The organism is Paraburkholderia sp. BR14320, from assembly GCF_040948665.1.
In the GTDB taxonomy this organism is placed as follows: Bacteria; Pseudomonadota; Gammaproteobacteria; order Burkholderiales; family Burkholderiaceae; genus Paraburkholderia; species Paraburkholderia youngii.
In genome coordinates, this window is the sequence record NZ_JBFPKG010000137.1 from 1 (window position 1) to 3492 (window position 3492).

Below are 3492 nucleotides of genomic sequence, written 5' to 3' on the forward strand. Positions count from 1 at the left end.
ACACTTATCGGCTGTTAGTTTTTAAAGATCGATCCGCCCAACCCGCCGCGCCTGAACCACCACTACCCGGCACCGCTTCGTTTGCGTCGCTGCGTCTGCAGCAGAGAAACGAGATTATGGAGAACTTGCGCCGGATCGTCAACACCCATTTTCACTTTCGCTTAAAAAAGCTGTGACTCACTTCCGGACAGCGCTCACCACGGCCTCAACTGGAACAGCATCGGCCATGGCCGCGTAGCCCGCGTCGCTCGGATGGATGTGATCACCGCTATCGAAAACGCGCTGCAGACGCTCCGGCTGCGCCCGATCGCGCAACGCCGCGTCGAAATCGACGACGTCATCGAAAGCGCGACTGGTCCGGATCCACTGATTAACCGCGAGTCGGATGTTTTCCCGCTCCTGTGGCAGCGACGCCGGCGTCAGCGTCGCGCCGAACACCTTGACACCCTTGCGCCGCGCGGCCGCGATCACGCGCTGGTAACCGGCAATCAAATCGGCAGCCGTGACCGACGTATGAGGAAAATCGCAGTCGAGCCCGCCATGAGGCGGCATTGCCGCAAAGTTAATGTCGTTGATGCCAATCAGCAGGACCGCCGCCTTGACGCCCGGACGTTGCAAAACGTCACGCTCGAAGCGGCTCGCTAGCGCGTCGCCATAACAAGGCGAGTCGCTAAGAAGCCGGTTACCGCTGATGCCGAGATTCACGATTGCGGTCGATTGCGCGCCGCTCGCCGCCAGGCGCCGAGCCAGCGCATCTGGCCAGCGACGGTTCTGATTCAGGCTGGAGCGCATGCCGTCGGTGATTGAGTCGCCGATCGCAGCCACGGCAATTGACGGTCCCGCCACCTCCACTGACAAGCCTGTGACCCACACATATTGGGTGAAGCGACCGCGAAACGCGGCGGCGGACGCGTCGGCGGTGTGATTGCCCGGCACCGACACATAATTCACCTGATTCGACACACGGTGCCACGCGACGATCCGCTGCTCCGGTCCCATAAACGCACTGATCGCATACGGCGCGCCCTCGACGACGTCGATCCCGATCGGATCGCTGTCCAACTCGCCGCCGGGCGGAACGCTGACCGCGCCCTTGCCAGCAAACGTCACTCGACTTCCGCCCCCCTCTACCGCCGCCGTGCCGCCGACCGAGCGCGCGATGCGCAGTTCGTCGATGACGAGAGCTGTCTTGCTGTACACATTGCTCAGATGGATTCGCGCCGCCTTCCCCGACAAGGTCGGATACACGATTTGCCGAACGCTGCGCCCCGCGACTTCCGGCGCGCGATACAGCGGCGGCAAGTCGGCTCGCTGGGGAATCGGTTGCAGCGCGGTCGCCCACACGGCAACCCAATGCTCCGGCGCTTCGGCAGCGAACGCACTCGAGGAAACGGCAAACGGAGCAAATTGGGCAAGCAGCGCCGCGCCGCATGCGGCAGCCAGGGTGCGAATGGTCATTCGGACGGTCGGTTCGAGGCGAAACGCGCATTGTGCCCGAACGACGCGACAATCGCCGGTACCCGGCGGCTGTGCCCGTTCGGACTCATGCCGTTTGCTGACTCATGATCTGCAGAGCGACGGCTTCGGCGACCTCGATTCCGTCGATCGCCGCCGAGTAGATGCCGCCAGCGTATCCCGCACCTTCGCCGGCGGGATACAGCCCTTTGATGTTGACGCTCTGATAATCATCGCCGCGACGCACGCGGACCGGCGACGACGTCCGCGTTTCAACGCCGGTCAGCACCGCGTCATGCATCGCGAAACCGGCGATTTTCTTTTCCATCTGCGGCAGCGCTTCGCGAATCGCCTCGATCGCATAGTCGGGCAGTGCAGTGCTGAGATCGGTCGGCCGCACGCCGGGCTTATACGACGGCACGACCGAGCCGAGCGACGTGGACGGCCGCCCGGCGATGAAGTCGCCGACCAACTGCCCCGGCGCCATATAGTTACCGCCACCGAGTTCGAACGCCCGCTCTTCCCACTTGCGCTGGAACGCGATGCCCGCGAGCGGGCCGCCCGGGTAGTCGTCTGGCGTAATGCCGACCACGATGCCCGCATTCGCGTTGCGCTCCGCGCGCGAGTACTGGCTCATGCCGTTAGTGACGACCCGCCCCGGCTCCGAAGTTGCCGCCACCACGGTGCCCCCGGGACACATGCAAAAGCTATACACCGCGCGCCCGTTGCTGCAGTGGTGCACCACCTTATAGTCGGCTGCGCCGAGCTGTTTGTGACCGGCAAATTTGCCGAAACGGCTGCGATCGATCACCCCCTGCGGATGCTCGATCCGGAAACCGAGCGAAAACGGCTTCGCCTCGACGTGAACGCCCCGGTCGTACAGCATCTGGAAGGTGTCGCGTGCGCTATGGCCGACCGCCAGTACCACGTGGTCGCAACGCAGCGTCTCGCCGGTCGACAGCTTCAGCCCGCGCACCTGGCCGTTGTCGATGTCGATGTCCTCGACGCGGGTCTCAAAGCGCACTTCGCCGCCCAACTCGTGGATGCTCGCACGCATCTTCTCGACCATGCTGACGAGGCGAAACGTGCCAATATGCGGCCGGCTCAGATACAGGATGTCCTCCGGCGCACCAGCCCGCACGAATTCGTCGAGTACTTTGCGGCCGTAATGTTTCGGGTCCTTGATCTGGCTGTAGAGCTTGCCGTCGGAAAAAGTGCCCGCGCCACCTTCGCCGAACTGCACGTTCGACTCGGGATTCAGCACCGATTTGCGCCACAGGCCAAACGTGTCCTTGGTGCGCTCGCGCACGGCCTTGCCGCGCTCGAGGATGATCGGCCGGAAGCCCATCTGCGCGAGGATCAGTCCCGCGAACAGACCGCACGGTCCCATGCCGATCACGACCGGACGCGGCGTGCTTAGTTGGGCGGGCGCTTTGGCGACGAACTTGTAGCTCATGTCGGGGGTCACGCCGCAATGCGGCACGTCGGCGAGCCGTTTCAGCGCGGCCGCTTCATCCTTGACCTCGACATCGACGATATAGGTGAGCTTGATGTCGGCGCGCTTGCGCGCGTCATGCGCGCGGCGAAACACGGTGTATCGGATGAGCCCGTCCCGCGCGACGCCTAGGTCCGCGAGGCGCGCACGGATGGCGGCTTCGAGGGCGCTTTCGGGATGATCGAGCGGGAGTTTGATTTCGCTTAGACGTAACATGAGTACCGGAGATGCAAGTGGGCCGCAAATCGCGGCCAATTCGCAATTTTACCGGTAAGTGTCGGGGCGGGGTGACCTGCTTCGACACCGCCGAATGACGCTATCGAGCCTAATCCCCGTCCTCAAAAAATTTATTAACCGACCGGTCGGTTGGTTTATACTACGCCGACACAGACCACTCCTCCAGAGAGCGTCCCTCATGTACACCCAATCCCTCGATATCCCCGGCAACGTCGCCCCGCTGGACGCGGATGCGAATTCGCCCGAACAGGCGCGCTTCGACGCGGTCATGGCCGCCGACGGCAAGATCGAGCCGCAGGACTGGA

At 63.5% G+C, this 3492-nt stretch carries 2 protein-coding genes and 1 pseudogene; 1 reads left to right on the forward strand and 2 read right to left on the reverse strand.

Annotated features, from left to right (window positions below; genetic code table 11):
- Window positions 1-177 precede the first annotated feature (177 nt).
- A complete protein-coding gene (locus tag AB3X89_RS39090; RefSeq protein ID WP_368587923.1) occupies window positions 178-1458 on the reverse strand; it encodes an SGNH/GDSL hydrolase family protein in 1281 nt (426 codons plus the stop codon).
- Window positions 1459-1543: 85 nt separating this feature from the next.
- Window positions 1544-3166: an NAD(P)/FAD-dependent oxidoreductase gene (locus AB3X89_RS39095; protein ID WP_368587924.1), complete on the reverse strand. Its 1623-nt coding sequence runs from the start codon at window positions 3164-3166 to the stop codon at window positions 1544-1546.
- 199 nt (window positions 3167-3365) lie between these two features.
- Between AB3X89_RS39095 and AB3X89_RS39100 the strand changes: the two are divergent.
- Window positions 3366-3492, forward strand: a pseudogene (locus tag AB3X89_RS39100) (1,2-phenylacetyl-CoA epoxidase subunit A); the annotation flags it as partial.